Genomic DNA, 26,037 nt, shown 5'->3' with positions numbered 1-26,037 from the left:
GATGGTGGGTTCATCCCTGCGCGTGCGGGGAGCAGTCCGCCGTGTCCACGCTCAGACCCCAGCGGAATGGTCCATCCCTGAGCGTGCGGGGAGCAGACCTACACCGAATGGTCGCCTGCCGTTCGAAAGGGTCCATCCCTGCGCGTGCGGGGAGCAGCCTGGAGTCTGACCGACCTGAAGAACCTGTCCGGGTCCATCCCTGCGCGTGCGGGGAGCAGAGACCGGCCGGGTCGCCCGCGCCGCTGAACACGGGTCCATCCCTGCGCGTGCGGGGAGCAGGCTCGTTGAGCTGGGGGTTTCTTTCGTTGTGTGGGCTGTTTGAGCCTACTCCTGTGATCCCGGCAAATAGCGCGAAATTCGCCATCGGATGCCAGGCAGGCCACACCGAGGAAGGGCTCACGGTCAAAGCCGAGTCCGTCGCCAACTAGCGGCAGCGCAGAGCCCTTGACCCTCGCGCTGGGCAAGCCGTCTCGTCAGACGAAGATGCCCCGGCCATCGTGGACCGGGGCTTCTCGTTGGCGACCACCGTGGCGGGTCAGCGGCAGGGGTGGTGGGTTTCGGCTGTTTCTTTCAGGCGGTTCACCCAGTCCCTCAGGCCCGTGTCGAGGCTTGCCTGGTTGCCCGGGATGTCGGCTTCCACCGGGGCGCCCGACCAGGATTCCTCCGTCGTGGCGATCACACCGCCCCTGACCGGCTTGAAGGTGAACAGGTGCACGCCGTCTATGCCGTTCACCGGCGCGGTCCACGCGGTGCAGCGTTCTGTCTTGATCTTCTTGACCGTTGACGTCACGTGCATGCCCTGCGGGGACCATGCGAAGACCGAACCCGGTCGCAGCGGACCTGGGGTCTTCTTCTGGGCCGGGGTGATCTCCGGGATCCACGCCGACCAGTTGTCGATGTTCGTGTGCAGACGCCAGACCGTCTTCGGCGACGCCTTGATGAAGACGCTCGCCTTGCTGATCACGGGGGCGTGCTTGTCGACGGTCATTCCCCGGCATTCCTGGAAGGTACGGGCGCTCGACCGCGCCTCGTCCGCCACCGCGGCCGGCTGGATGGCCAGCGTCGCGGTCGCGCCGAGGGCCGCCGCGCTGATGCCCATGAGGAGCCTGCGTCGTGTGGTGATCAACATTGTTCGCTTCTTTCGTCGCGTCTGGATTTGGGTTACACGTGAAAGGCTACGAGCGTAAACATAACATGTGCCGGCATAACTGCCTTGCGGGGTAAGGACGTCGGAGATGCCGGTCAGGCCGCAGCCAGGCGGCGGTGTTCCAGGAACGTGGCGACCGCATAGGCGCCGCCACCCGCCACGGAGAGGACCAAGTAGAGGCCGGGTGTGCCGAGGAGCAGGGCGGCGGACGAGGTCAGGGCGAGCCAGGTGCCGAGGCCGTAGTGGAGCACGTTGCGGCGCGCGGAGCCTTCCGCGATGTAGATCAGGCCGACGATCAGGCCGGACCCGGCGGGCCAGAGCAGGTCGGCCAGGTCGGGCACATCGGTGGTGGCGGTGAGGCCCGTGATGGCCAGGTACAGCGCGGCGAAGGCCACGATCCACGCCAGGCCGAGAAGCCTGCCGCTGAGCACTTCCCTCTGATCGGCGCCGCGTTGGGCTCGGAGCGCGGCGATCGTCGCGTACACCGTGCCGATCGCGATGCCGATGCCGAGCAGTGTTGTGGGCAGCCACTCCGGCAGCCCGACCAGGGGGTCGGTGCCTCGGGAGAGCGCTGCCGCACCATGGCCGAGGATGTAGGCGAGCCCGAAGCTGATGTACGTGGCGCGGTTGTCGATCCGGCCCGGGTGGGGGCCGGTGCGAACGAGGTCGGTGCGGCCGGTGGCGGCGGGCGTGGTGGGGGTGTTGGGAGTGGTGGGGGTGTTGGGAGTGGTGGGGGTGTTGGGAGTGGTGGGGGTGTTGGGAGTGGTGGCGATCATGGCTGTGTCTCCTGGGCAGGGGCGAGGGTTCACACGAGGTGGGACAGGGACGGCGACGCGCCGGACGATGTCCGCCGGCCAGGGGAACGCGGCGGCGACGGACCGCTGTTGGGCCAGTGCGTGCAGGCCCAGCCATAGCGCGACCGCGTCGGCGGCCGGGTCGGTGCTGGTGCACTGCCCTGCGGCGAGGCACTTGCCGATGCACCCGGCGAGGATCCGCATCAGCTCCTCGCCGACGCCGGGCGTTTTCTCACTCCCGCAGTCGGCGAGGGGGTTCAGCGACCCGCCGAACATGATGCGGTACCGCTCGGGGTGGTCGCGGGCGAAAGCGGGGTAGGCCAGGCACGCGGCGCTCAGCCGCTCCTGCGGATCGCCGTCCGCGCGGTCGAGGGCGGAGCTGATCCGGTGGGAGAGTTCGGCGAAGGCCTGCCGTACCACCTGGAGCATGAGGGCGGGCTTGTCGTGGAAGTGCGGGTAGATCGAGGGGGCGGCGATTCCGGCCTTGCGGGCTACGGCCCGCAGCGTGACGGCGCGTTCGTCGCCCTCGGTGTCGAGCAGTGCGGCCGTGGCGGCGAGGATGTCGGCGCGTAGCCTGCCGCCCTCGCCCCGTCGGTTCCGCAACCTGGCTCGGGGGCGGGGCGGTTCGGCGGCAATCCCTGCGCCCGGGCCTGGGTCCGGGTCCGTGGCTGCGCCTGGGTCCGGGTCCGTGGCTGGGGCTGGGTCCGGGTCCGTGGCTGGGGCTGGGTCCATGGCTGCGCCTGGGTCCGTGGCCGGGGCCGCGCCTGGGTCCGTGGCCGGGGCCGGGGCTGCGTCCGGGGCTGGGGCTGCCTCTGCCGCCGCGTCCGCTTCCCCGTCCGGCTCCGCGTTCACGCCTCGCGCGCGTCAGGTACGAGGATGACCTTGCCCAGCACCGTACGGGACTCCGCGAGCGTCAGCGCCGACGCCGCCTCGGTCAGGGGCAGTTCCGCCGCGATCTGCGGGACCAGGGCGCCGTCGGCCACCAACCGCAGTACCTGGGCGAGGTCTTCGTTCAGGCGCCGCTGCCACGTCGCCCGGCAGCGCTGCCCCGCCCAGTAGTTGTAGAAGTGCGCGCTCTTGCCGTTGGGCAGGGAGTTCCACGCCGCGAGCCGCGCGAACAGCTTCAGCACCGGCAATTGGGAGTTGCCCTCGTCGTCCTTCGTCGCCGCCGTACCGTACGAGACGAGCGTTCCGCCACGGCGCAGCAGCCGCCACGACTCTTCCAGGCCGGCGCCGCCGACGTGGTCGAAGACCGCGTCCACACCGTCGGGCGCCAACTCCCGGATCTTGGCGTACATGTCGGGGTCGCGGTAGTCGACCGGGGTCGCGCCCAGCTCGCGCACGGTGGCGTGGTGGCGGGGCGAGGCCGTGCCGATCACGGTGATGCCCGCGTGCCGGGCCAGTTGGACGAGGGTGGAGCCGACGCCACCGTTGGCGCCGAGCACGACGACGGTCCCGCCGGTGCGGACCTTGGCCGTCCTGTGCAGCATCTGCCAGGCGGTGATCCCGTTGACGAGTACGGTCTCGGCGGCAGCCGGGGACACACCGTCGAGCACCGGCATCAGATCTGCGGCGTCGATCACCAGATGGCTGGCCCACGCGCCGGTCTTCGTGACGGCCGCGAACCGGCGTCCGGCGAGGGCGGTGTCCACTCCGGGCCCCGTCGCGGTGACCGTACCCACCACGTCGTACCCGGGCACGAAGGGGAACGGCGGCTGGTCGTAGTACTTGCCGCGCCGCATCTGCTGCTCGGCGAACGCGACGCCGGTCGCCTCCATCCGCAGCACGACCTCCCCGGCGGCGGGCTCCGGGAGTTCGCGGGTGGTGACGCGCAGACCGTCCGGCTCGACCGCACCCGGGAGGACGATCTCGGTGGCGTGGGTGACGAGCGTCTTTGTGTCCATGGCGTTCATGTGAGGTCCGATCGGCTGGGCGGGGCCCGGTCGGTCCCGCTTGAACTTACGATCGTAAGGCTACGCATGTTAGGGGGGCGTGCACAAGAGGCAACGACCGTAAGTTTCTGCACGTAAGGTGAAGTCATGAGACCCGACACAGCAGAAGCAGCGTCAGCAGCGGCGCGGAGCCGCGTTCGTAATCGCCGCGGGCAAGGCGATCGGCTGCGCGACGAGATCGTGACCGCGGCGGCCGACCTGCTCGACGAGGCCGGTGACGCGGGCGCCGTCACGCTGCGCTCCGTCGCCCGCCGGGTCGGGATCGCCGCCCCGTCGATCTACCGGCACTTTCCGGACCAGCCCGCCATCATGCTGGCCGTGGTCCGCGCCGCCTTCGCCGAGCTGGACGGGCAGTTGGGCGCCGTAGACGCTGCCGCGGGCGCGGGCGCCGTCGCCGTCGCGGACACTGCCGTGCACACCCCCGCTGGCACTGGCCCCGACACCACCACAGGCGCCCTTCGCGACGCGCCCCGGGCACGCCTGACAGCCTTGTGCCACGGCTACTTGGAGTTCGCCCGAGCGCACCCCGGGCGCTACCGCGCCATGTTCGGCGGGCTCTGGACACCCGATCTGGACGCGGGTTCCGTGACCGAGCAGGACGTGGCAGCCCTCGGCCGGACCAGCATGCGGCGGCTCGCCGACGCCCTCGGGAGCTGTGTCGCCGCCGGCTGCGCGACCAGCACCGACCTCGCCGCCGACGCGGTCGCGCTCTGGGTCGGCCTGCACGGTCTCGCCCACCAGCAGGCGGTCGCACCCGCCTTCCCCTGGCCACCGGACATCGCCGAGCGGCTCATCACCGCGCTCGCGCACTTCACCGACGTACGCACGTCCGCCGGCGTACTGGCCGAGCCGCCTCACCCGGCCGCCCCACCGAACCGCCCCCGGCCCGCCTCCGCCCGCGCCCGCCTAACAGGACGGACGACCCGTTCGCGGCGATGATGTGAGGGGACGGGCAAGCCACCGGCGTGGGCATCAGACGCGAGATCGGCAGGCATCGATGGAATCGCTGGACCAGACGCTGAAGCCGCTGTTCACCGTGGACGACGCCGGACGCGTCACGTCCTGGAGCGACGCCGCCGCCCAGCTCTTCGGCAGTCCGGCGGACCAGGTACGCGACCGTGGCGCGGCGGACGCCGCCGCCAGATCCGGCGTACCGCTGCGCGCGGTGCCCCGGCCGGATGCCGGGGGGTGGGACGTCTACCCGTACGAAGTCGGACGCCCGGGACCCAACGATGAAGGGGAACCTGGCCCTCCCGGCGGCCCTTCCAGCGGCCCTTCCGCCCCCGACCCGCGCCCACCCGACCTGGAGGGCGCCCTCGTACGGGCGCTGTTCGCCGAGTCGCAACTCGGGCTGATCGTCCTCGACCAGGACCTGCGGCTCGTACGGGTCAGTGCGGCGGCCCGCGCCATGTACGGCGACTCGGCCGACGAACTCCTCGGCAGGCGGCTGGACGAGGCGTACGACCTGGAGAACGCCGAGCGGGAGGTCGCGGCAGCCCGCGAGGTGCTGGAGACGGGGACACCGGTGTTCTCCCGGCTGGTCACGAGTTTCACCACGGTCCGCCCTCGCAGGCGGCAGTACTACTCCGTCTCCGCCTTCCGCCTGTCCGGACCGCAAGGACAGCCGATCGGACTGGCGATGACACTGCTGGAAGTGACCCGCAGGGAACGCGACCGCGAGCGGGCGGACACCGTCTCCCGGGTCCGCGAACTCGTCGGCCGCTCCCTCCAAGTGATGGAGAGCTGCCAGCACTTCGCCGACGCGCTGGTGCCCGGTTTCGCGGACATCGCCCTCGTCACCCTCACCGAACAGGTCGCAGGCGGCGACTACCCGCCTCTGCGGCCCGTCGACACCGAGAAGTTGCTCCTGCGCCGCGCCGCCTTCCGTACGAGCGGTCCTGCCGACCCGGACGCGGGCATCGGTGAGGTGAACGCCGTCGGGGACGAGGCCGCGGTCAACAGGGCGCTGCGCGAGGAGCGCCCTGTACTCGTACGGGTGGGCGCCGACGGCGACGCCGTTACCCGGACCGACAACAGCGACGGCGGTGTCGGACCAGGCAGCCCCCAGGCCCCGGCCCACCCCGACGCCCCGGCCCACCCCAACGCCCCGGCCCAAGACCGCGCCCACACCATGATCGTCGCCCCGCTCACCGTACGCGGCCGGGTGCTGGGACTGCTGCGGCTGCTGCGCTGCGGCGACTCCGAGCCCTTCACCAGGGACGATCTCGCTGCCGTGGCCGACAGCGTCACACACACCGCACTCTGCCTCGACAACGCGCGGCGCGCCGCGCACGACCGCGCCCTGGCCTCGACCGTGCACCGCAAGCTCCTGCCCAAGCGGCCCAGCCCCCAACTGGGCCTCGACACCGCATACGTAGCGCTGTCACCCAGTTCGGAGAGCCACACGTGGTTCGACGTCATCCCGCTGTCGGGCGCCCGGTGCGCGCTGGCCGTGGGCGAGGTCGACGGCGCGGGGCCGCATGCCCTCGCCGTCATGGGACATCTCCGTACGGCCCTGCGCGCCCTCGCCGACCTGGAACTCCAGCCGGACGAACTGCTCGCCCGGCTCAGCGACACCGTGACCCGGCTGTCCGAGGACCAGCGGACGACGGGCCCCGCCGACCCACTGACCGCGAGCTGCACCTTCGCCCTCTACGACCCGGTGGCGCAGGCCTGCCTCGTCGCCTGTGCCGGACAGCGCGCGCCCCGGATGATCGGCCCCGACGGCCATGTCGACCGGATCGACGCACCGGTCGGTCCTCGCCTCGGGGCTCCCGACACGGCGCCGTTCGCGATGGCCGGCCGGACCCTGGAGAGCGGTACCACCCTCATCCTCGCCGGGGACGACCTGGACCAGGCGCTCAGCACGGAAGTCGTCAGCCGGCTCCTGGCCGTGTACGACACGGCGCAGGACCTGGCGGACGGCCTGTTCACCCGGCTGGCCGCCAGTCCGCGCCATACGGGCACGGCGCTGCTGGCCCGTACCCACCAACTGTCGCCCGACAACACCGCCGTGTGGGAGCTGCCGCAGGAGGACCGGGCCGCCTCCGAGGCCCGCCGGCTGACCCGGCGCTGGCTGACCGGGCTTCCCCATCCCCTCTCCGAGGACAGCGTCGACTCGGCGGGCCTGCTGGTGAGCGAGCTGGTGACGAACGCCGTACGGTACGGGACGCCGCCCATCACCCTGCGGCTCATCCTCGACCAGTCCCTGACGATCGAGGTGGGCGACTCCAGCACCGTGACCCCCGACCTCCGGCACGCCAGGGTGACCGACGAAGGCGGTCGCGGGCTGTTCATCGTCTCGCAGATCACTCACAAGTGGGGCACCCGCCGGTCGTCGAACGGCAAGACCATCTGGGCCGAACAGCCCCTGGACGACGAGGACTGAGTCCGCGCCCGCCGCGTACTCACCCCGAAACACATCGCTGCGAGGCCGACTTGGAAAGAACCAGACGCACCTGGCCCGCGGGCAGCTTCAAGGGTTTGCCGGACGCCGGGTCCCAGAGGATCGCGGTGTCGTCGGTGACCGCGAAGAGGACGTAGGGACGGCTGGGGTCCAAGCGCGGCCCACGGCTGGCCAGTTGGGCGTTCGGCACGACGGGTTGCGCGCATGTCCATTCGGGCTGGACGCCGAAGTACGAGGGCAGCGCGTCCGCGTGGTCGCGAGCGGCGGCTTCCGTACGGTTGACGGCGGTGGCGGCCGAGTCGAGCGCGAGACCCGCACCGCCAACCAGCAGGAGCACCAGGAGGAGCAGATAGCCGATTCCGTTGAAACCGTCGCCGGGAGTGGCGCGCGAGTAGTGGAAGTGCCGGGCATAGCCCCAGGCGGCGGGGAGCGTGAGCACGAGGCTGAAGAGCTGGACCAGTTTGGCCGTGGCCACGAGCTGCCAGATGGACGGTACGTCCAACTCGTCGGCCGAGAGGCCGAACCCGTCGGCGTACAGGGAGTGCAGGAGCGAGCCCGCCGTGAGGAGGGACGACGTGGCGAGGGTGACGACCAGCGGTATCACCCAGGCCGCCCACTCGCCCCAGGTCCACTGCCGCATCAGCAGCCACAGCCCGCCCGCGACGACGACGAGCACCATAGTGACGGCGAGCTGGCCGCGAACGTGCGCTTCTCCGCTGCCTGTTCCCCTGAGCGCGATCAGAGTGAAGATGACGCAGGCCAACAACGCCAAGGTGGCGCCGCGGACTTGGGTGCTGAACCTGGAGCGGGCGCCGGTACGAGAAGGCGTCCCGGAGCCGTTGGCAGCACCGCTGGCGCGTACCGGCACCGGCCGTACCGGCACCGGCCGTACCGACACCGGCCGGAACAGCCGGGAGCCGCACCACAGCGCCCTGCCAAGCGCGCAGGCGGCCACCGCGTACCACCACACCTGGCCGGGTACGCCCCTGCCCTGCGCAAAGGCCAGCGAGACCCCGACCGTCAAGGCCCACAGCAGCACGACGCGCAGCCGGCGATCGGTCTCGTCCTCGGGCCAGTACAGGGAGAGTTCGCGCCAGCGGCCGTCCAGCGGACGCACGGCGAACGGGGCCGAGGCGTCGTAACCGCCGGCAGCCGAGGTACGGGCCAGCCGCAACGCCTGCCCGGGCCGGCCGGCGACGCTCGCGCCGATGTCGTAACGACGCGACCGCTCCATCCAGCGCCGCGCCCGGCGTTGGTTTCCGGTGGTCGGAGGGGGCGTACGGTGCGCGGTGCGGAAGACCTGCCACTGGGACACCGTCTCCCGGTCACGGACGATGCGCTCGGTCCGCCTTACGTACCCCTCCAGGCACGCGCCGCGCAGCATCTTGGCCACGCGGTACGCGGCCCCACGCGCACTCCCCCGGGCGGCACCGGGCAGCCGCACCTCCACCTCGTAGATCCGCGAGGCGGGATCGGGCGGGAGAACGCCCGCCGTCGGTCCACTACCGGTCGGATGGCTTGCGCGTACGGGCCACCCGTGCGCCTCGAACCGCCGCTCGGCTTCCTCCCAGTCGTACGATCCGCCGCGGACCTCGACCAGGGCCGCGACCCGTTGGTCGTACGGCGTCTCTCTCATGGACTCCCACCCCCGGCTGTCGAGTCTGGATGCAGTCCACCACACCGGGCCGGAAGAGCGCTCAGTGCACCCGCTCGCCACCCTCCGCCGACAACAGGTTTGCACCTGGCGCGACTTCAGCGCCGCGTGCGCACCACCGGCCGGAAAACAGCCCCAAGCCAGCTTCCCGCGCGGCCGGATGACCACCCCGGGCGGCGGCGACCCGCGCCCGCATCCGCGAGGCGGCCGGGCGGCTGTTCGTGGAGGGCGGCTACGCCGCCACGGCCCTCCGCCAGGTCGCGGCGGCGGCCGGGGCCGGCGAACGGACCCTGTACGACACCTTCGCGACCAAGGCCGACCTCTTCGCGCACACCCTCGGCTGCGAGCAACCGCCGGCGCCGCAGCCACGCCCTGGGCTCCCCCCCACATGCACCAACCACTCCGCCGCCACCGCGGCTGGAGCGTGGAGCAGTACCGCGCCCGGCTCCAGAACGCAATGACCCGCGAACTGCTCGACTGACAACAACGAGTTGCTGGAGTACGGGCGTTGGCCCCTCGGCAGCTCTCAGACGGTCCAGGACGTGAGGTGTTCGCGCACGTACTCCGCCAGTTCGGGCGGTTGGAGTCCGAGCGCTTCCAGCGCCGGTACGTCGAGTGCGATCCGGACCGGTGTGAAGTCACCCAGGTCGCGGTCGGTCAGCTCCGGGCCGCTGCGGCGGTGGGGGTTTGTCGTCAGGAGGTCGGCGCGGAAGTAGTGCTGTACGACGGTGGTCCGCTCGCCCGGTTCCGTCACGGTCAGGATCTCGGTGGCGGGGCCGATCGTGGCGCCGAGTTCTTCCATCACCTCGCGGCGCAGGGCCGCTTCCAGGTCCGCGTCGTCGGGTTCGACCCCTCCGCCGACCGTTGTGCAGAAAGGCGCGCCGCCCGGCCATCCCCGGCGCAGGAAGACCAGGTGGTCGCCGTCGCGGAGCAGCGCGCGTGCGGTGCGGCGGATCTTCATGCGCGTGGCGCCGGTGTGGGGGCCGGGGTCCGTGCCGGCGCTCGCGGCACCGCCGGCGCCGGGGCGCGGTCCCGTACGCGTAGTGCCAGGAGCGCCGTGTCGTCGCTTGCCCAGTTGCCGTTGTGGGTAGCCAGGGCGTGGCCGATGTGGCGTACGGTGCCGGCGGCGTCCAGGCCGTGGCAGGCGGCCAGGGTCGTGGCGAGGGCCTTGTCGCCGAAGACCGGGCGGGGGCCGCCCGGGACGATGGGGCGGGGGCGGGCCTCCGTGGCGCCGTCGGTGTAGAGCAGCAGGGTGTCGCCGGGGGCCAGGCGGAAGCGTACGTCCGTCAGATTCACCTGGGGCAGGACGCCGAGCAGGCTGCCGCGGCGTCCGGTCCGCTGGACGCGGCCGTCGGCGCGCAGGATCAGCGCCGGTGGGTGTCCTGCCGTGCACAGCCGGCCCGAGACGCCTTTGGCGGTCGTGCGGAACGTGGCGTAGGCGGCGGTCAGGAAGCGTTCGCCCTTGCGTTGTTCGAGCAGCGCGGTGTTGAGGTTGTCCAGGACGGTCGCGGGCGACAGATGCTCGGTTGCCTGCGCGCGCAGCGTGTAGCGGGCCAGCGCCGTGACCTTGGCGGCCTCGGTGCCTTTGCCGCAGACGTCGCCCATCACCGTGCACCACCACGGCCCGCGCGCCTGGAACAGGTCGTGGAAGTCCCCCACGACCGCGGAGCCGCCCGCGGCGGGGAGGTAGGACGCGGCGGCGTCCAGGCCGGGTATCGAGGGGAGGGCCGGGGGCAGCAGGCTGTCCTGGAGGCTGCGGGCCAGTCTGTTCGAAGTCGTCAGCGCGGCGCGGGTGTTCTCCAGCGACGTGCGCAGGTTGATCTCGTTGCTGACCGCTCTGGCCAGGGTCGCCAGCGTGGCCAGTTCGGCGGGCTGCCAGGGGTGCGGGTTCTCGTCGATCACGCACATGCTGCCCACCACCTCGCCGCCCGGCGCCAGAATCGGGTAGCCGGCCCACGCGCCGATCTTCATCGGCGCCACCGAGGGGTGGTCGCGGGTGCGCGGGTCGGTCGCCGCGTCCGCCACGGCGAACGGCGCGCCCTCCAGGCCGACAAGGAAGTAGCAGAAGCTCTCCCGGACCGCGTTCTGCCGTCCGGCGATCTGCTGGATGTCCACGCCCACGCACGACTTCCAGAACGAACGGCGGTCGTCGACCAGGGTGATGAAGGCGCGCGCACAGCCGGTCACCGCACCGGCCAGCCGCGCCAGATCGTCGAATTCCGGTGCGGGTGCGGTGTCCAGCAGCCCCGTCGCCTTCACCGCCGCCAGCCGCCGCTGATCGGACAGGGCAGCGGGCAGGCCGTCGCCGCGCAGCCCGCTGGGGAACGTCACACTCCGCACCGCAGGATCCTCCCCCCGCCCCGACTGCCGGCGGGCCACGGGTCACCTGCCCGCCCACCGGCCCGCGCACCTGCCCGGCCGGGTCCGCCACCCGCAACAGTAGCCCGCGCGCAAGTACGGCGACCCCCTCCCGAAGGTATGGACTGCCTCCGCAGAACCGTTTCTTTTGGCACCGAGGGTTCACCGAAGACCGACCCGGCGTTCACCACCGACCGCCAAGTTCAGGGGTATGGCTTCAAGACCCTTCTCACGCAAGCGCACCCGGATCGCCGTCGCGATCGCCGCCACCGTTGCCGTGGCGGGCGCAGGTACGGCCGCGGCTCAGGCCGCCGGCTGGCTGTCGGCACCCACGCACGACTTCCGCGCGACCGCCGACTCCTTCTCCGGCCACGGCAAGCTGACCGGCAACGTGCTGCGCAACGACAGCGGCGCTACCGCCGTCGTACGGCACACCGCCCCGTCCGACGGTACGGCGACGGTCGAGGCGGACGGCTCGTTCACGTACACACCGAAGCCCGGCTTCAAGGGCACGGACACCTTCACCTACACCACCACCGACGCCGTGGAGCTGTTCAAGGACGCCCAGTCGAACGGCTCTCCGCTGCCGCCGCTCGGTCACATCGCGGGCCCCGGCGGCACCACCACCGAACTCTCCGGCGAGGGCTTCGGCTCGTCGCTCGCCCCGGTGCCCGGCAAGTCCGGCCGCTTCTACGGCCTTACCGACCGCGGCCCCAACGCCGACGCGCCTGACGGCAACAAGTCCGAGATGCTGCTCGACTTCACGCCGGAGATCGGCGAGTTCAAGCTCGTCGACGGCAAGGCCCGGCTGGTCAGGACGGTCACGCTGAAGGGGCCGAAGCAGCTCGGCGGCACGAAGTACAGCGGCCGGCCGCCGCACGACACGAGCGAGGTCATCGACGACGTCGCGGCGACGAACGCCAACGGCGGTACGCCGGTGCCCGTCACGAAGGACGCGTACGGCTACGACTCGGAGGGCCTCGTCGCGCTGCGCGACGGTACGTTCTGGGTGTCGGACGAGTACGGCCCGTACGTCACGCACTTCGACGCCAACGGCTACGAGTTGGGCCGGCTGACCCCGTACAGGGACAGCCCGGACAACGCGCACCACAAGATCGTCGGCTACCTGCCCGCCGAACTCGCCAACCGCGTGAAGAACAAGGGCATGGAGGGCCTGACGGTCACCCCTGACGGCAAGACCCTGGTCGGCGTCATGCAGTCGGCGCTGCAGCAGCCGGACCTCGGCGCCACCAAGGCCGCCGGCGTCCCCCCCACCCGTATCGTCGCGATCGACCTGCGCACGTACCGGTCCAAGCAGTACCTGTACCTGCTGGACGACCCGGGCACCACGGGCAACGCCAACAGCGAGATCACCGCGCTGTCCAGCACGAAGTTCCTCATCGATGAACGCGACGGCAAGTTCCAGCCGTTCGCGCAGAAGAGCCTCTACGAACTGGACACCAACGGCGCGACCGACGTCAGCGGCCTGACCATCGGCGGCAAGTCCCCCGAGGCCTTCGTCGGCGCCACGACCACCAACGCCGCACTGGCCGCGCTCACCGGCGCCGGCGTCAACGTCGCCCAGAAGCAGCCGTACGTCAACGTCGGCTCACTGGTCAGCCAACTCGACCCGACCGGCGGGTTCTTCGCCCACGACAAGATCGAGGGCATCGCCACGACGGACGCGGGCAAGACGCTGTACCTGTCCAACGACGACGACTTCGGCATCGACACGATCGCCGTCGACCCCGACGGAAAGTGGACCGTCCACCAGAAGGTGCTGCCGTCCACGGGCAAGACCGACAACGGCGAGATCCTGAAGGTCGACACGACCAAGCTCCCGGCGGTCCTCAAGACCGTCACGGTAACGATCCGCGTGCGCTGACCAGCCGCGTACCGCCACACTCCCCGCCGTCGGGCCCGCCCACACAACTGGACGGGCCCGACGGCGTGTTCGGGGCCGGTGCCGGGCGGCTCAGCCGGAAGTGCCGATGAGCAAGCCGGTCGTGGTGAGGACCGTGAACGCCGCTCCGCACAGCATCCCGTACTGCACGCAACGGTATTTGATCAGCACGATGCGGGACAGCCGCAGGAACTGGTGGAGATCGCGGTCCTTGATGTCGGTGTGCCGAATACTCCCCGCAAGGAGTCCGGCGGACGGGGCGGTGCTCGCGTCTCCGAAGTAGTACGCCCGCGTCGGCCGAGGTCGGCCAGGACGCGGGGCCATGGCCAGCCCGAGTACAAGAATGCTGGGCACCCATGTGGCACAGCCGATCCAGAAGAGGATTCTCGGCAGCGACGAATAGAGCTGCGGCTCGACACTTCCGGACCCGAGAGCCGCCAGCAGGGCCGCGAGGGCGGCGCCCAGACACGACAGCACGAGAGCCGCCTTCGTGTCCGCCTTGACCAACTCCTCTCTGGTCTCCATGGTCAGGACCCGCAGTAAGGCGGTCTCCTGGTCGGTTGCTCTGTCACGGTCGGGCATCTTCCCACCTTCGCTCCTGTCGGCTGTCGGGCGACCTCCGCCGAGGTCGCCCGACAGTGCCGGATACGTCGCGGTCAGTGCGCCGAGGTGCGGCGCAACTCCTGTTCCAAGGCATTGACCGCCTGCCTCGTGCGGATGTTCGTCGTGGCGATGACCTCGCGGTACGCGGCCTCGGACTCGGCGCGGCTGCGGCGGACTTCCTGCTCGATGGCGTGCTGGGCGATCTCGGTGTCCGCCAACGCCCGCAGTTCCGCCACCCGGACGCGTTCGCCGTGGACCTTGACCGAGCTGTTGCTCTCGTGGCTGAGCATCCGTTCGTAAGTGCTCTCACCGCCGAGAAACTTCGCCAGCACGGGGAGGATGTCGAGGAGGACGAACAGTGCCCTGATCAGCCAAACCCCACAGAACAACACCGGCTTTCCGGCGGCCAGTTCATCGAGGGCCTGCATACGCTCCAGGACGCCGATCGACCTCTGCTTGGCCCGTTCCTGCACCATCCGCGCGTCGACTGCCGCCGCACGGGCCTTGACGAAGGATCCCCGGGAGCCCGCGACCCCGCTCTCCAGCGTGGCTATCCGGCTGTTCATCGCACCGAGTCGCTTCTCCTCGGCTCCAAGAGCGTGCGTCGACCGGAAGTCGCGCGCCTTCCCGCGAAGCCGCTGGCACTCGGAGGTCCGTTCCAGCAGGCCCGTGGAGGCATTGCGGATCAACTGTCGGCATTCGTCGCGCACCTGGGAGTCGAGTGCCTCCATCTGGCGGTTGTCCTGGTCGACCCGCTTCTGCAGCACGGCCGCGTCCTCGCGCAACGTGGCCAGTTGGTCGGCCTGCTCACCGGGCGTCGCGGCGAAGACCAGGACGTACTGACCGCATCCTGCCGGGACGGCGGACGCGGTGCCTGACGGCACGGGATTGCAGCGCAGCAGGTTGCCGCGCAGATCGTCGAGGACGGCCGTACGGTCGTCCGCTATGTGCTCCTCGATGGCCGTGGAGAAGATGCGCAGCACGAGCGGTTCCGCCACCACGACGCCGAGCAGGAGGGCGATCAGCATCCGCAGCAGGACAGGTCCGATCCTGCGCCGCGGGTTCGGAGTGGGGGTGACCAGCCACCGGTCGAGGTTGAGGATGACCAGCAGCCAGATGACCGTGGGCAGCAGCGCGATGAAAGACACCCTGCCCAGCGCCTCGGTGGCGAAGTTCCACATCGAGAAGGCGGCGACGACGCCGGTGCCGAGGACCACTCCGCCGAGTGAGGTGTATTTGCTGCGCTCATGGCGCACCTCGGCCAGCAGTTCCTCGTCGACTCCGCTCAGGGTGCGCAGCCACCGTCCCAGGTCGAGACGGCCGGCCGGGGTCTTGTCAGTCAACGAGATCGTCCTCATCCTTGACGAAGCCGTCCTGCGGACCGCCGGCGGACCGCAAGGCGCGGGAAGCCGGCCGCGTCTCGTCGCCCGGAGACCGGGGCGTGCCGGCGATCTGCACCGGATCTGCGTCGGTGCCGAGGCCCCCTTGGCGCACCAGTTCCTCCAGCAGTTGCTGCGGATCGGAGTAGGCGCCTTCCGCGCTCATCTGGTTCACCAGCGCGAGTACCAGGTCCCGTCGCATCTGGGCGTTCATCATGTCCCGTGCGTCAGCTCGTGCGCGTGCCTCGTCGGCGACCTTGGCCTCCCTCGCCTGCTGCGCGGCGGTTGTCTCGTGGATACGCCCCGCCGCCTGGGCCACGTCGATGCGGTCGCGCACGATGCCGAGCGCATCGGCGTAGTCCGAGCCGTGCGAAAGCAGCTCGGCGATCCGCTGCGTGTCGTGCGACTCGAAGTCGCTCTGGCCGCGCAGCAGTTCCTGGGTGCGGCGCTGTTCGCGCAGTTTCTGCTCCCACGCGCGGAGGTCCTCGGCGACATGTACCTCGACGCCGACGAACTCCACGCTCATGCCGACCACCCGCGGGGGGACGACGGTGCTGTACGCGGTCATCCACCGTGCCGCCTCCGCACGGACGGCGTTCACCTCCTCGACGCGGTATCCGGCGCTCGCCCGCGGGAGCTCGTCCTCGCCGGCCAGGTAGGCGCGGAGTGGCACGGTCACATCGACCACGCCGTGCCGGGCGACCAGCGCCGGATCGGTGACCTGGCACGAGAAGGACGCGCTGACGGTGAACTGGTCCGCCTCGCTCACGGAAGCCACCGTGCGGCGTACTTCGACGACACGGACCCTGGTGTCGACCACGGAGACGGAGGACGCGTGGAGCACATCCTCGTGACCGGGATCGAACACCAGTCCTTCCGGGTACTGGCGGTAGTCTCCGCCGACCCGGAACACATGAACGGTGCCCGGCACCAGCGGCGGTACATCGTCACGGCGACGGCGTGCCCACCACCGACCGCTGACGGCGTTGAGAACATGCTCTGACACAACTGGGTAGTTCACTTCCCACAATCTCCTTAGGTGTGATGGCGGTGACGACGCCGATGGCGTCATCGCTTGAGGCGGACGGAGCTAGGTCTGCAACGTCCCGAGGAGCACCTGGGCCAGTCGGCGGGTGCCCGGCATGGCCAGGTCGGGGTGGCGGAGCGCGCCCATCAGTTGCGAACGCAGCGTCTGCCACTTGGCCGGGGTCATCTCGGCACGCATCGCCTCGCCCAGGAGCCGTACGGCCTCGGAGGCCGACGGTTCGTCGCGGACGGCGACGAGGGTCCGGCAGAGCGCGTCCAACGCCGTGCGCCGCCCACGACTGAGCAGCAGCCGCGCCCACAACCGGCCCATCTGCCGGGCGATTTCGGGGTTCTTCTGGATCAGGACTCCGGCCAGGGTGCCCGGTTGGCCGGCGAGCCGGTCCGCCGCGACCATCTGAGCCGCGGTCGCCACGGCCCGGAACTCGTCGCGCGAGCCCCGGCGGGAATTGGCGATACGCGTGCGCATGTAACGCACGGTGAACAATGCCCGGTCGGGATCCTGCTCCGCCGTCTGCAGCAGAAGTACGAGAGAACGACGGGCGGCGGCAGCCATCCGCTCGCCCCGCTCGGTGAGGCGCCACAACCAGTTGAGGACTTCGAGCCGGTAGAGCGAGCCGAGTGTGCCCGCCAGCGCCATTGCCATCGTGATCGCACGTGCCGGGCCCCTGTTCTCCGCCCAGCTCAAGGCCACGTTCAGAGCTGCGGGGGCCAGCCGGTCGCTCTCCGCCATGTACTGGAGTGTCAGGGCGGCCGTCACCCGCTGGGCGGCCAGCCCGTCCGCCCACTCCTGGAGCAGCGTCACGTCGACCTCGGTCAGGGCGTGGCGGGCGAGCAGGGCGGCACCACGCGCCACTTCGGACCGGACGTCGAGGTCCTGGTCCTGCGACAGGTCGCGCAGCCATTGCCGCAGCGGGTACCACAGGTCGTACCCGTACCGGTCGTACAGTTCGCGGATGATCAGGTCCCGGATGTGCAGCGAGGTGAAGATCATGCGGCGTTCGCTACGTTCCGTGCTTTCTCCCGGCGCGGCGTGCCGTTCCACGCGCACCAGTCCGACCGCCCGCTCACCCCACAGCACCCGGCTCTGCCGGAGTGTCGTCGGTCCCGGACCAGGAGTCGCCGTGGCGTCGCGGTCGCCGGGACCGTTCTCCCCGGTCAGCTCCCAGTCGCGCACGAACCGGTCCAGGAGCGCCAGGCGTGCCTCGAAGGTGCGCTCAGGCACGCCTTCCAGGAAGGCGAGCGCCACCAGCGGGAGCAGATCCTCCAGGAGAGGCTGTCTTCCGAACCAGTCCCTGACGGCATCCTCGTCGCTGCCGCTCAGCACCTTCATCGCGGCGGGTGCGCCGCCGTCGGCGAAGCTCGCCGCCGCCGCGACCACGTCGGAAGGACGGCGCTGCTCGCCGACCCGCTTCACGAGTTCCTCGGGCGCCGCCGCGGCCGGAGGGTCGCCTGTGATGCGGCGAAAGAGCTCCAGCGGATCGGGGGCCCGCCATGGCACACAGTGACCGCTGAAGGCGAGTCGGCGCACATTGTTCTCGGTGGCGGTGATCACCAGATAGCTGTGCTTGCGCCGCAGTTCTTCCGCAAGCCGGCCCATGTCGTAGAACTGCACGGCTTCGGCGTTCGTTTCACCGACGTAGTCCAGGATCACGAATGCTTGACGCGCTTTGAGGGCGTTCGAAGCAGCCAGGTCGGCCAGCGAGTTGGCCGGCGACAGGCTCCGGAACCCGGTGTCAGGCCCCGTCAGCCGGCGGAGCAGCGCGAAGGCCCCCGCTCGGCGCCCGATGTCCTCCTGGCCGGTCAGCACCACAAGGTGTTCGTCGGTGACCTTGGCGAGTGCTTCCTCGAAACACGCCTCGGGACACAGGTAGTGCCGTAGCGCTCGGGCAACCTCCTCCGGACGCACATAGCCAGGAGCGAGACCGGGTGTCCTCGGGGTGCCGAAGCCGAAGGTGGCGTCGGACGCCTGGACCCCTGCGTGAAAGTGGTTGTGGACCTGCTGGCTGAATGCCTGATTCAGGTCGTCGTACCCCCGGGCGTCTCCGTCCCGTTCGGCGCGCTGAGTCTCGGCTTCGGCACTGCGCTGTTCAGCGTCGTGGTGCGGCGGGTGCGGCGGATTCGAGGACGCCTCGGGCGGTGTCTCGGCCGCGGCCGGAGGTTCGCCGTCGTCAGCCATGGGAGCCGCCGAATCCTACGACGCCGTGGCTCAAGTCGACCGGTCCGGCGAAGTTGTTCACGTTGAGCTGTCGGGCCTGGTAGCGGTGGGTGACCCCGCTCGTGGCAGCAGGCCCGTCCGACTTCTCCGGTCCGACGGGGGAGGTCTCTTTCCCACCGGCAGAAGGGAGTTCGTCCGTACGGCCGGCCCGCCCGGGCACCCGGAGCCATGCAGCGGACTCGTACTCCTTCACCTGCACCGCGACCTCGCGGAAGTCGGAAGGTGACAAAGTGGTGTGACCACAGCCCACCGTCGAGCGGTAGACGTGATCGGAGAGCAGCACAACGAGGTCAGCCTGCTCGTTCTCGCGCAACGCTTCATAGAGGTGCGGGGAGTTGAGCAGCCGCGACACCGCCACCACGGCCGCGCCGGCGAAGCCGTTGGACGCCAGCTCCACCAGGCCGTTGTCGACAGCGAGCCGCAGTCGCATCCGGGCGGTGGGGATGCGGGTCTGGTTGTAGTCCGCCAACTCCCACACCAGGTGCCGTACGAAGTCGTCGACCAGGCGAGGCTCGGTCCCGTCCATCGGGTAGACCGCCAGCTCCTCGTCACCCTTTGGCTGGACGTGCCACTGCGAGCGGTCGAGGCCGGCGCCCCGGGCCGCACGGGAAAGGAGCCGCGGAAGATCATTCTGAATTTCGGACTGCCTGCGGTCGTCGTTGCGCCCATATGCCTGGGCGTCAACGGCTATACACGTACAGGGATGGAACCCGGCCCATTCGGACACGTGACCATGCCTCTCTGTCCTGGAATATCTGCGTTCCTGTGGAGGCTAGGCGGCCCTCGGCAGGCACATTCCCTACCAGTACGGAATCTCGTCCGCGAATTTGGCGAACGAGATCAGGTTCGGCATGTCGCGGAGTGTTATCCGACGGTAACTGCACTCCACCAGTCCCATTCGGGAGAGCGCGGCAAGTGCCTTTTCCGCGGTCGGGAGTGCAAGGCCGGAGAGGGAGGCCAATTCGGACTGGTTGATCATGACGCCGAGCACCTGGCACCGCCCGTCGCCATCGCGGGCCGGCTGCGCGTACGCCCGCCCCAGCTCCACAAGCACCCGCGCCAACCGCACGGGCGCGTCATAGGCGCGTGAGTCGAGACGCCGCTGGTTCGCCCAGCGCAGTCGCGCGCTCAGCGTGGCCATCAATGCCTTTGTCACCTCGGGGTGCCGAGCGAGAAAGCGCTCAAGGTCCGCCAAAGCGATGATGCTCGCCGCCACTTCACCGCAAGCGATCACCGAGCCGGAACGCGGCCTTTCCTCGAAGGCTGCCATCTCGCCGACCAGGTCGCCTGCCACCCGAATACCGAGAAGCATATCCGTGCCGCTCTCCGACGAGGCCACGACTTTGACGACGCCGCGCGTGAGCAGCAGGAGATGAGTCCCCTCGTCACCCTGCCGCAGGATCACGCGGTGCTTCGGGTAAAGCATCGGCGTGCACTGCTCCAGAAGACGCTTGGCTGTGCCCCCGGGCAGCCGACCGAGAAAGGTCGCCGATGACCAGTCGCTCCTCGCGGCCTCACCCGCGACCACGGCACGGACATGCCGCGCGGCGAGCTTGCCGGACGCGTCGGATCTGCTGGGCTGCGTGGCCACGTTGTGCTCCCTGAGTAGCACGAGCCTGCGCGACAGCGCCCGGCTCATTGAGGGTTGGGGCCAGCAGTATGAGCAGCAGAGGAGAACTGCCCCCAGACCGCCGCCAATTGGCGGCCTCCCTCACTCAGAGTGCGCCAGCGCTCTCAGTCCCTCCATGTCATGGATGGTGATCCGCTTCATTCCGGAGGCGATGAGCCCCGCCCGCCGAAGGGTCGCGATCGCACGCTCGGCGGTCCGCTTGCTGACGCCGATGAGGCTGCCCCACTCAAGGCGAGTGACATCGATACTGATCACCACGTTGTCTCGATATGTGCTGGATCCGTAGTCGTCGGCCATCTCCAGCAGCACCCGGGCCAGCCTGACCGAGGCCTGCCCGCCCTGGTGGTCGATCCGTCGCCGCGTCGCACTGCGCAACTTGCGCGCCACCGACTCCGTCAAGCCGAGCATGGCCTTGGGGGACGAGGAGAGCTCTTGGACGAACGCCTCCGCGTCGATACGCAATGCTTCCACCGGCTCCACACCGCATGCGACCACCGTCGCGGTTCGCCTCCCGTGGTCCAGCGCCGCCAGCTCGCCGACGAGATCACCGCCGACCCGTACGGCGAGGAGCGCCCGGGAGCCGTTCGGGAGCAGCGTCGTGACCTTGACGTAGGACGTCAGCAAAAGGAAGACGTGCGATCCGACGTGTCCTTCCGTCATCAGCACCTCGTCCCGGTCGAAGCGAGCGGGCACGGCGATGTCCACCAGCGCAGCCAGGATTTTCTCTTCGAGCCCTCCCAGGAAGCTGGTCCGCGCCCAACCGGGCTGAAGCGACCAGACCTGCCGTTTGATCTTCGCGGTGTCCCCCGTGCCGGCGTCCCATGCAGAGCTCACGCCTTCCTCCGTCCACCCCGTGGAAGCTGCATGCGCATGTCGGACACCATCGTCCCCTCCCCTCGCTCCGGCATCCGGCGAGACCGACTGATTCACGACATGCGACACAAGATCGACTTTCTGGAAAGCAACAGATCCAGACTGATTTACAAGGTTGTATAAAATTGAAAGCAACAGTTATTGACGCAACCGAACAGCGGTCGTAGCTTCCCTGCCGTCACCCTGTAGTGCGAACCGCACTGCCGCGCAGACGAGTTAGAGCTCCCTCCTCCCACTCAGGAGCACACCATGCGCAGAACGAGATCTTCGGCTCTTCGGTATCGGCGGGGTCTGATGGCCGTCTTCGCGGTCCTCGGGCTCGTCCTCGGGGCGTTTGTCGGCGGGCCGGGGGCCGCGCAGGCTGCTGGGTCTTTGCCCTGTGACATCTACGCCGCCGCCGGGACGCCGTGCGTCGCCGCGCACAGTACGACGCGCGCCCTGTTCTCCTCGTACAACGGGCCCCTCTACCAGGTGCGTCGGGCGTCCAACGGCGGGACTGCCGACATCGGGCTGCTGGCTCAAGGGGGTTACGCGAACGCCGCGCAGCAGGACTCGTTCTGCGCGGACACCACGTGCAGCATCTCCAAGGTCTACGACCAGACCTCACGCCACAACGACCTCACCCCCGGGCCCGCCGGGACCGCCGGGATGGGGGCCGACCGGGGGGCCGACGCCGCTGAGTTGTCGGTCACGGCCGGCGGGCACAAGGTGTACGGCATCTGGATCTCGCCCGGGGTCGGCTACCGCTCGACCGGGCGCGCTGCCGGGGTCGCCGTCAACGGGCAGGCCGAGGGCGCCTACATGGTGGCGAGCGGTACGCATGTCGGCTCCGCCTGCTGCTTCGACTACGGCAACGCCGAGAGCACGCCCGCCGACACCGGCAACGGCCATATGGACGCCGTGAGTATCGCGACCACCTGCTACTTCGCGCCGTGCACCGGCACCGGGCCATGGGTCGAGGCCGACCTGGAGAACGGGATGTTCCAGGGCAACAACGGCTCCAACACGGCCAACACCGGCAACAAGAGCGCGTTCGTCACCGCCGTGCTCAAGAACAACGGGCAGACCACCTACGCGCTCAAGGGCGGCAACTCGCAGTCCGGCGCCCTGACCACCTGGTGGAACGGCGCCCTGCCGACCAGGGGCGGTTACGCGCCCATGCACCAGGAGGGCGGCATCATCCTGGGCACCGGCGGGGACAACAGCAACTGGAACATGGGCACGTTCTTCGAGGGCGTGATGGTCTCCGGCTATCCGACGGACGCCGCGGAGAACGCGGTTCAGTCCAACGTCGTCTCCGTCGGCTACTCCGGTGAGACGAACGTGCCCAACGGACCGCAGGGCCAGATCACCGGTCCCGGCGGCCAGTGCGTCGACGTCGCCGCCGACGACACCGGGGTGAACCTGGCCCCCGTCCAGCTCTGGAACTGCCAGTCGTACGCCGAGGACCAGTTCTGGACGCAGCACACCAACGGGTCCCTCAGCACGATCGGCCGCTGCCTCGACATCAACGGCAACGGCACCGCCAACGGCACCCAGGTCGAGCTGTGGGACTGCAACGGCGTGGGCGGCCAGGTCTGGAACCAGCGCTCCGACGGCTCGCTGTTCAATCCCCAGTCCGGCCGCTGCCTCGACTCACCGAGCGGCGCCACGGCCAACGGGACGCGGCTGCAGATCTATGACTGCAACGGCTCAGGGGCTCAGAAGTTCACCCTGCATTGAGCCATGTCCGGCGAGAGCCGGGTGCTGTACGAGGACCGGTCCGTCTCCCCGCGGGCCGGTCCTCCCGCGTTTCAGCGGACGCCCGCGCTCCCCTGGCCGCTGAGCGCCTGCTCCACGGCCTCCCGTACGCGCTTCTCCTCAAGTGCCTTGCGGCGCGTACGGTTTCGGCGCCTGAGGAAGTACGACCCGACGGCCGCCGCGATCACCAGGACGACCAGCAGCAGCAGCGTCCACGGCACGGCCCAGCCGTGGGCGGTCGCCTCGACCACCTTCAGCGGCGTGGTGGAACCCGCCGCGTCGGTCAGCAGCGGCGTGATCTTCACGGTCGCCGTCAGGCTGACACCGGGCCGTACGCCGTGCACGGCCACCTTCACCGGCCAGCTCTCGCCCGGTAGCAGCTCCGGCGGCGCGGCGACGGCGCCCGCGTCCTTCTTCAGCCAGCCGAACGGGCCCGCGAGGGATACGCCTTGCCTGGCCGACAGGATCGCGTTGCCGGTGTTGTGGATCGTGTACGTGACGGTGGCGTCACCCGTACCGAACGGGTTGAGCGAACCGTTGAAGTCCGTGTGGAGGTTCTCGACGGCGAGGGTCGGCCTGAGCGCCCCGCTGACCCGCAGCTTGATCTTGATGCCGAGCCGCCGGTCGACGTTGATGCCCTCGGCCTCGTCGGACTGCTTCAGGGAGCTGAGGATGCCGCCCGCGTAGTCGCCGGGCGTGGCGTTGTCCGGAACGGTCGCGGTGAAGGGGACGTCGGCGGTCTTCCCCGGCCGGATCGTGACGCTGGAGCGGGCCGCGTGCACCCAGGCGCCGATGCCGACGGACTTCTTCTCCTTGGGGAGCAGGTCGAGTTGGCCGGTGTCCGTGGTGAAGCCGTCGGCCGCGTAGACCGCGAGCGTGAGCGGGGTCTTGCCGCGGTTGGCCACCACCATGCTGTCCTTGACCGTGGCACCCGGGTTGACGGTGTAGCTGAAGCTCGACCGGTCGGCGCCGTACCCGTTCCCGGCCGTCCGGACCGTCCAGGTGACGTCGCCGCCGTCCGCGGCCTGGGCGGGACCGGCGGGCAGGCCGACGATCGCGAGGGCGGCGAGCAGGGCGAGGACGAAGGCGCGGACGGGCGCGGTGGCTCTGGCCTTTCGGCGGGTTGCGGGCGCGTACATGGTTGGGTCTCCTGGCGCGGTGGGACGGTCGGACGGCCCGGTCAGCCGGCCGGGAGGGGGTTCGGGGAAGTGCAGGGCGGTGCAGGAAGGTGCAGGAAGGTGCGGGGCGGGGGCGGGGCGGACACCCGGAAGTGCCCGCCCCACCCGTTCACGCGGTCATGCGTCATGCGTCATGCGTGGTGCGTGGTGCGTGGTGCGGTGGAACGGAACGCTTAGCTGCTCAGCGCCGTGATCGTCAGCGTGGCGCGGTAGCCACCCTTGTCGACGCTGTCCGGGATCTTCAGATCCAGGTCGGCGCCGAGCTTCGCGGTACCCCTCGGGTGACCCTGCACAGCCGAACCGAGGCTGCGCGAGACCGACAGGCCCTTGCCGTTGTCGTCGAAGCCGGAGGCGACCGAGTCGCTCGCCTTGGCGCCCGCACCGTCCTGGAGGACGCGCGGGGACCAGCCCAGGAAGGCACCGGAGAAGGTCTTCTGGGCGTCCTTGAAGTCGCTCACGCTGGACGAGATCGACCAAGGCGCCAGCGAACGGCGGCTGTCGGTGACGGCGATCGGGTTGATCTTGCCGTTGGCCTGGAAGTGGTCGCCGGCCTCCTTCGCCGTACCGAGGTCCACGAGGCCGTTGTAGCCGTCGATGGTCCAGCCGAACTCGCCCGGAGCCGCCTTCGGAACGTTGACCTGGAGGTCCTGGCCCGAGCCGTGGTACGGGTGCACGGTGACCTTGTCGACGGTCGAGCCGACCGGCTGGCCCTCAGGGGTGTTGGTGCACGAAGAACCGTGCTCAACAGCCGAGTTGGGCGCGGCGCAGGTGCCGGAGCGCAGGTTCTCGACGACGAGCTTGTCGTTGCGCACCTGGACCTTGACGTAGGTCCTGACGTGCTCCTGGTTCTGCACCGAGTTGTACCAGTAGTTCTTGATGTTCAGCGGGTCGGCGCCGTTGCCCGCACCGCTCGTACCGCTGTTGTCCGGGGCCGTGATGTCGTAGTACTTCGAGCCCGAGGCGGAGTTGGCCGTCACGTAGACGACGCCGCCGGGACCGGCGAAGACATCGGCGGCACCGGGCTTCTCGGCCGGGTTGGCCTTCTCGCCGTTCTTGATCTCGTAGCTGCGCGAGTAGCTGTGGTCGTGGCCCTGGAGGACCAGGTCGACACCGAGCTTCGAGAACGTGGTCGGGAAGTCGACGCGGCGCTTCTTGTTGTCGCTGTCCTTCGCGTGGTCGGCGGGCGAGTAGATGGAGTGGTGGTACGTGAGCACCTTCCACTTCGCCTCTGAACCATGCTGGTTGATGACGTCCTCGACGTACTTGGTGTGCGCCGCGTCGCCGCCACCGCCGGAGGCGGGGTCGTAGCTGTTGCTGTTCAGGTCGATGAACAGGACATCCTTGTAGATGTACCAGTAGTCACCGCCCGAGGTGTTCGACGCCGGGTTGCCGTTCGCGTAGAACGGCGCCGAGCGGTCGGTGTTCGGGGTGTAGAGGTGCTGCTCGTACGCCTTGCCGCCCACGTCGTGGTTGCCGATGGTGGCCGCCCACGGGTACTGGCGCAGCTTGTCCGGCGCGAGGAACGCGTTCCACTGCGACTCGGTGTTGGCGGTCTCGACCTGGTCACCACCCGAGACGAGCAGCTCCGAGTTGGGGTTGGCACCCAGCGCGACGTCCAGGGTGTCCTTCCAGCCGGCTCCGTCGTTCGCCGTGTCACCGGACGAACCGATCTGCGGGTCACCGAAGAAGAGGAAGTCGTACTCGCCCTCGAAGTCCTGCGTCTTGAACGAGTACGCCGAGGACCAGGCGCCCTCGGCACCGACCCGGTAGGAGTACTGCGTGTTCTCCCGCAGGTTGGTGATCGTGGCGTGCCGGTTGAAGCCGCCACTGGTGGCTATGTTCGCCCCGCCTGCGGCGTCGAAGGTGGCGGCGCCGGCCGGGAACTCGCCGTTGACGAGCTCGGCGGTCGGGGCGACCTGGATCTTCTGCGCGGTGTCGGTGGTGGTGTACCAGGTGACGGTGCGCTGGGTCTCGTTGGCGCCCACACCGAGGATGACGCCGGTGGGTGCGGTGGCCTCGGCCGCGACGGCGGCCGACGTCAGGCCGCTGCCGAGAGCGAGGGTCAGGCCCAGAAACGCGGCGGTGGCACCTGCTGCCACACGGCGCGGCACAGGCCCCATGGCCTGCGTCGGTCTGCTGGATCTCATCAGTTTTCTGT

General features: G+C 69.9%; 19 protein-coding genes and 1 pseudogene. 5 read left to right on the top strand and 15 right to left on the bottom strand.

The window, feature by feature from the left end; genetic code table 11:
• Window positions 1-535: 535 nt before the first annotated feature.
• From ACZ63I_RS01395 to ACZ63I_RS01385, 3 genes are all read right to left on the bottom strand, one after another.
• Window positions 536-1,129 carry an SRPBCC family protein gene (locus ACZ63I_RS01395; RefSeq protein ID WP_469334229.1) on the bottom strand — a complete coding sequence of 198 codons (594 nt, stop codon included), beginning with the start codon at window positions 1,127-1,129 and terminating at the stop codon, window positions 536-538.
• A gap of 113 nt (window positions 1,130-1,242) precedes the next feature.
• The gene (locus ACZ63I_RS01390; protein ID WP_469334227.1) at window positions 1,243-2,544 is read right to left on the bottom strand and encodes a TetR/AcrR family transcriptional regulator; all 1,302 of its coding nucleotides are present in this window, start codon (window positions 2,542-2,544) and stop codon (window positions 1,243-1,245) included.
• Window positions 2,545-2,789: 245 nt separating this feature from the next.
• Entirely contained in the window at window positions 2,790-3,854 is a 1,065-nt protein-coding gene (locus tag ACZ63I_RS01385; RefSeq protein WP_469334225.1) for a medium chain dehydrogenase/reductase family protein, read from the bottom strand.
• Between the two features lie 126 nt (window positions 3,855-3,980).
• Between ACZ63I_RS01385 and ACZ63I_RS01380 the strand changes: the two genes are divergently transcribed.
• Entirely contained in the window at window positions 3,981-4,832 is an 852-nt protein-coding gene (locus ACZ63I_RS01380; RefSeq protein ID WP_469334224.1) for a TetR/AcrR family transcriptional regulator, read from the top strand.
• A gap of 58 nt (window positions 4,833-4,890) precedes the next feature.
• Window positions 4,891-7,281, top strand: a complete 2,391-nt coding sequence (locus ACZ63I_RS01375; RefSeq protein ID WP_469334223.1) for a PAS domain-containing protein — start codon at window positions 4,891-4,893, stop codon at window positions 7,279-7,281.
• Window positions 7,282-7,300: 19 nt separating this feature from the next.
• Here ACZ63I_RS01375 and ACZ63I_RS01370 read toward each other — a convergent pair whose 3' ends face one another.
• A complete protein-coding gene (locus tag ACZ63I_RS01370; protein ID WP_469334221.1) occupies window positions 7,301-8,935 on the bottom strand; it encodes a hypothetical protein in 1,635 nt (544 codons plus the stop codon).
• A gap of 212 nt (window positions 8,936-9,147) precedes the next feature.
• Between ACZ63I_RS01370 and ACZ63I_RS01365 the strand changes: the two are divergent.
• Window positions 9,148-9,270, top strand: a pseudogene (locus tag ACZ63I_RS01365) (TetR family transcriptional regulator); the annotation flags it as partial.
• 209 nt (window positions 9,271-9,479) lie between these two features.
• On the opposite strand, the gene ACZ63I_RS01360 reads toward ACZ63I_RS01365, so the two are convergent.
• Both ACZ63I_RS01360 and ACZ63I_RS01355 read right to left on the bottom strand, forming a co-directional pair.
• A complete protein-coding gene (locus tag ACZ63I_RS01360) occupies window positions 9,480-9,914 on the bottom strand; it encodes an NUDIX domain-containing protein (protein WP_469334219.1) in 435 nt (144 codons plus the stop codon).
• Window positions 9,911-11,284: a PP2C family protein-serine/threonine phosphatase gene (locus ACZ63I_RS01355; protein WP_469334217.1), complete on the bottom strand. Its 1,374-nt coding sequence runs from the start codon at window positions 11,282-11,284 to the stop codon at window positions 9,911-9,913. The genes ACZ63I_RS01360 and ACZ63I_RS01355 overlap by 4 nt, the downstream gene beginning before the upstream one ends.
• Window positions 11,285-11,522: 238 nt before the next feature.
• Between ACZ63I_RS01355 and ACZ63I_RS01350 the strand changes: the two genes are divergently transcribed.
• Window positions 11,523-13,196 (top strand): esterase-like activity of phytase family protein, encoded by a 1,674-nt coding sequence (locus ACZ63I_RS01350; RefSeq protein ID WP_469334216.1) that lies wholly within the window; start codon window positions 11,523-11,525, stop codon window positions 13,194-13,196.
• Between the two features lie 90 nt (window positions 13,197-13,286).
• On the opposite strand, the gene ACZ63I_RS01345 is transcribed toward ACZ63I_RS01350, so the two are convergent.
• The 7 genes from ACZ63I_RS01345 to ACZ63I_RS01315 all read right to left on the bottom strand — a co-directional run bounded on the left by ACZ63I_RS01345 (window position 13,287) and on the right by ACZ63I_RS01315 (window position 20,922).
• Complete coding sequence (locus tag ACZ63I_RS01345; RefSeq protein ID WP_469334214.1) at window positions 13,287-13,796, bottom strand: Pycsar system effector family protein; 510 nt, start codon at window positions 13,794-13,796, stop codon at window positions 13,287-13,289.
• 74 nt (window positions 13,797-13,870) lie between these two features.
• Window positions 13,871-15,160, bottom strand: coding sequence for a DUF4407 domain-containing protein (locus ACZ63I_RS01340; RefSeq protein WP_469334213.1), 1,290 nt, complete (start codon window positions 15,158-15,160; stop codon window positions 13,871-13,873).
• Window positions 15,153-16,064, bottom strand: coding sequence for a hypothetical protein (locus ACZ63I_RS01335; protein ID WP_469334211.1), 912 nt, complete (start codon window positions 16,062-16,064; stop codon window positions 15,153-15,155). Before ACZ63I_RS01335 ends, ACZ63I_RS01340 begins: the two co-directional genes overlap by 8 nt.
• Before the next feature lie 222 nt (window positions 16,065-16,286).
• Window positions 16,287-18,419, bottom strand: coding sequence for a hypothetical protein (locus ACZ63I_RS01330; RefSeq protein ID WP_469334209.1), 2,133 nt, complete (start codon window positions 18,417-18,419; stop codon window positions 16,287-16,289).
• On the bottom strand, window positions 18,412-18,984 hold the full coding sequence (locus ACZ63I_RS01325; protein WP_469334208.1) for a hypothetical protein: 573 nt from the start codon (window positions 18,982-18,984) through the stop codon (window positions 18,412-18,414). The genes ACZ63I_RS01330 and ACZ63I_RS01325 overlap by 8 nt, the downstream gene beginning before the upstream one ends.
• A gap of 273 nt (window positions 18,985-19,257) precedes the next feature.
• Window positions 19,258-20,049 (bottom strand): Crp/Fnr family transcriptional regulator, encoded by a 792-nt coding sequence (locus ACZ63I_RS01320; RefSeq protein WP_469334206.1) that lies wholly within the window; start codon window positions 20,047-20,049, stop codon window positions 19,258-19,260.
• A 120-nt stretch (window positions 20,050-20,169) separates the two neighbouring features.
• A complete protein-coding gene (locus ACZ63I_RS01315; RefSeq protein ID WP_469334204.1) occupies window positions 20,170-20,922 on the bottom strand; it encodes a Crp/Fnr family transcriptional regulator in 753 nt (250 codons plus the stop codon).
• Window positions 20,923-21,333: 411 nt separating this feature from the next.
• Between ACZ63I_RS01315 and ACZ63I_RS01310 the strand changes: the two genes are divergently transcribed.
• The gene (locus ACZ63I_RS01310; protein WP_469334202.1) at window positions 21,334-22,683 is read left to right on the top strand and encodes an arabinofuranosidase catalytic domain-containing protein; all 1,350 of its coding nucleotides are present in this window, start codon (window positions 21,334-21,336) and stop codon (window positions 22,681-22,683) included.
• A 71-nt stretch (window positions 22,684-22,754) separates the two neighbouring features.
• Here ACZ63I_RS01310 and ACZ63I_RS01305 read toward each other — a convergent pair whose 3' ends face one another.
• Both ACZ63I_RS01305 and ACZ63I_RS01300 read right to left on the bottom strand, forming a co-directional pair.
• A complete protein-coding gene (locus ACZ63I_RS01305) occupies window positions 22,755-23,840 on the bottom strand; it encodes a WxL protein peptidoglycan domain-containing protein (protein WP_469334200.1) in 1,086 nt (361 codons plus the stop codon).
• Window positions 23,841-24,052: 212 nt separating this feature from the next.
• The gene (locus ACZ63I_RS01300; protein ID WP_469334199.1) at window positions 24,053-26,026 is read right to left on the bottom strand and encodes a purple acid phosphatase family protein; all 1,974 of its coding nucleotides are present in this window, start codon (window positions 26,024-26,026) and stop codon (window positions 24,053-24,055) included.
• Between the last annotated feature and the right edge of the window lie 11 nt (window positions 26,027-26,037).

Source organism: Streptomyces sp. NPDC087906, from assembly GCF_055584925.1.
This window is presented reverse-complemented; position numbering and strand designations above follow the sequence as displayed.

Excerpts from the sequence above, each read along its gene's own strand:
- ACZ63I_RS01350 (WP_469334216.1), top strand. The coding sequence starts at position 11,523 with ATGGCTTCAAGACCCTTCTCACGCAAGCGCACCCGGATCGCCGTCGCG.
- ACZ63I_RS01380 (WP_469334224.1), top strand. The coding sequence starts at position 3,981 with ATGAGACCCGACACAGCAGAAGCAGCGTCAGCAGCGGCGCGGAGCCGC.
- ACZ63I_RS01300 (WP_469334199.1), bottom strand. The coding sequence starts at position 26,026 with ATGAGATCCAGCAGACCGACGCAGGCCATGGGGCCTGTGCCGCGCCGT.
- ACZ63I_RS01375 (WP_469334223.1), top strand. The coding sequence starts at position 4,891 with ATGGAATCGCTGGACCAGACGCTGAAGCCGCTGTTCACCGTGGACGAC.
- ACZ63I_RS01370 (WP_469334221.1), bottom strand. The coding sequence starts at position 8,935 with ATGAGAGAGACGCCGTACGACCAACGGGTCGCGGCCCTGGTCGAGGTC.
- ACZ63I_RS01385 (WP_469334225.1), bottom strand. The coding sequence starts at position 3,854 with ATGAACGCCATGGACACAAAGACGCTCGTCACCCACGCCACCGAGATC.
- ACZ63I_RS01305 (WP_469334200.1), bottom strand. The coding sequence starts at position 23,840 with ATGTACGCGCCCGCAACCCGCCGAAAGGCCAGAGCCACCGCGCCCGTC.
- ACZ63I_RS01325 (WP_469334208.1), bottom strand. The coding sequence starts at position 18,984 with ATGGACGGGACCGAGCCTCGCCTGGTCGACGACTTCGTACGGCACCTG.
- ACZ63I_RS01360 (WP_469334219.1), bottom strand. The coding sequence starts at position 9,914 with ATGAAGATCCGCCGCACCGCACGCGCGCTGCTCCGCGACGGCGACCAC.
- ACZ63I_RS01345 (WP_469334214.1), bottom strand. The coding sequence starts at position 13,796 with ATGCCCGACCGTGACAGAGCAACCGACCAGGAGACCGCCTTACTGCGG.
- ACZ63I_RS01330 (WP_469334209.1), bottom strand. The coding sequence starts at position 18,419 with ATGGCTGACGACGGCGAACCTCCGGCCGCGGCCGAGACACCGCCCGAG.
- ACZ63I_RS01395 (WP_469334229.1), bottom strand. The coding sequence starts at position 1,129 with ATGTTGATCACCACACGACGCAGGCTCCTCATGGGCATCAGCGCGGCG.